The organism is Vibrio sp. 2-Bac 85 (assembly GCF_037546705.1).
In the GTDB taxonomy this organism is placed as follows: domain Bacteria; phylum Pseudomonadota; class Gammaproteobacteria; order Enterobacterales; family Psychromonadaceae; genus Psychromonas.
The window spans coordinates 1-1,433 of sequence record NZ_JALAAB010000044.1 but is presented as its reverse complement, the minus strand read 5'-3'; the positions used below and the strand labels follow the sequence as shown (position 1 = coordinate 1,433).

Here is a 1,433-nt window from a genome sequence, read left to right as displayed (position 1 = left end):
TTAACTTTACTTAGAGTAAAGTTCGATGATTAACTGTTCGTTAATCTCAGCAGATAAATCTGAACGTTCAGGTTGACGTTTAAACTCGCCTTCCATCTTCGTTGTATCAACTTCAACCCAAGCAAGGGCTTCACGTTGACCAGCGATTTCTAATGCAGCGCCAATACGTGATTGCTTTTTAGCTTTTTCACGAATTGCGATAACATCGCTAGGTTTAACGTTAAATGAAGGGATATTTACAACTTTACCGTTCACTAGAATAGCTTTATGGCTAACTAGTTGACGTGATTCAGCACGTGTTGCGCCAAAGCCCATACGGTATACAACATTGTCTAAACGACCTTCAAGAAGTTGAAGTAAGTTTTCGCCAGTGTTGCCCTGTAAACGAGCAGCTTCTTTATAGTAGTTACGGAATTGCTTTTCTAATACACCGTACATACGACGTACTTTTTGCTTTTCACGTAATTGTAAACCGTAGTCTGATAGACGTGGTTTACGCGCACCGTGTACACCTGGTGCGTTTTCGATTTTACACTTAGAATCGATCGCGCGGACACCTGATTTTAAGAATAAATCAGTTCCTTCACGACGGCTAAGCTTAAGCTTAGGACCTAAATATCTTGCCATTGTTCTTTCTCCAATTACCTTAGAAAGTTGCGATTAAACGCGACGTTTCTTTGGTGGACGACAACCATTATGTGGGATCGGTGTAACGTCAGTAATATTAGTTACACGGAAACCCGCCGCGTTTAGTGCGCGAATCGAAGATTCACGACCAGGTCCTGGTCCATTTACAAAAACTTCTACGTTTTTAAGGCCATACTCTTTTGCTGCTTCAGCAGCACGTTCAGCAGCAACCTGCGCAGCGAACGGAGTAGATTTACGAGAACCACGGAAACCAGAACCACCTGCAGTAGCCCAAGAAAGAGCATTACCTTGACGGTCTGTAATAGTTACGATTGTGTTGTTGAAAGAAGCATGGATATGTGCCATACCATCAGCAACTTGCTTTTTAACGCGCTTGCGAGCACGAGTTGGTGTTTTAGCCATGATCTCTTACCCTATTTCTTAATTGCTTTACGCGGACCTTTACGGGTACGAGCATTCGTTTTAGAACGCTGACCACGTACAGGCAAGCTGCGACGATGACGAAGTCCACGGTAACAACCAAGGTCCATTAGACGCTTGATGCTCATAGATACTTCACGACGTAAATCACCTTCAACGGCGAATTTAGCTACTTCTGTACGAAGAGCTTCGATTTGTGTTTCATCCAGATCTTTAAGCTTAGTAGATTCTGCAATGCCTGACTCTGCACAGATAATCTGTGAACGAGTCTTGCCAATGCCGAAAATAGCAGTTAATGCGATAACTGCATGCTTATGATCAGGAACGTTAATGCCAGCGATACGGGCCACTATGCACTCCTTAAA

The 1,433-nt window shown here is 43.3% G+C and carries 3 protein-coding genes; all 3 read right to left on the bottom strand.

Annotated features, from left to right (window positions below):
• Positions 1-6: 6 nt before the first annotated feature.
• From rpsD to rpsM, 3 genes are read right to left on the bottom strand one after another with little or no spacing between them, the layout of a single operon-like run.
• Positions 7-627, bottom strand: coding sequence for a 30S ribosomal protein S4 (gene rpsD / locus MT390_RS19655; RefSeq protein WP_028869289.1), 621 nt, complete (start codon positions 625-627; stop codon positions 7-9).
• Positions 628-660: 33 nt separating this feature from the next.
• Positions 661-1,050, bottom strand: a complete 390-nt coding sequence (gene rpsK / locus MT390_RS19650) for a 30S ribosomal protein S11 (RefSeq protein WP_019613697.1) — start codon at positions 1,048-1,050, stop codon at positions 661-663.
• A gap of 11 nt (positions 1,051-1,061) precedes the next feature.
• Positions 1,062-1,418, bottom strand: a complete 357-nt coding sequence (rpsM, locus tag MT390_RS19645; RefSeq protein ID WP_028868863.1) for a 30S ribosomal protein S13 — start codon at positions 1,416-1,418, stop codon at positions 1,062-1,064.
• Between the last annotated feature and the right edge of the window lie 15 nt (positions 1,419-1,433).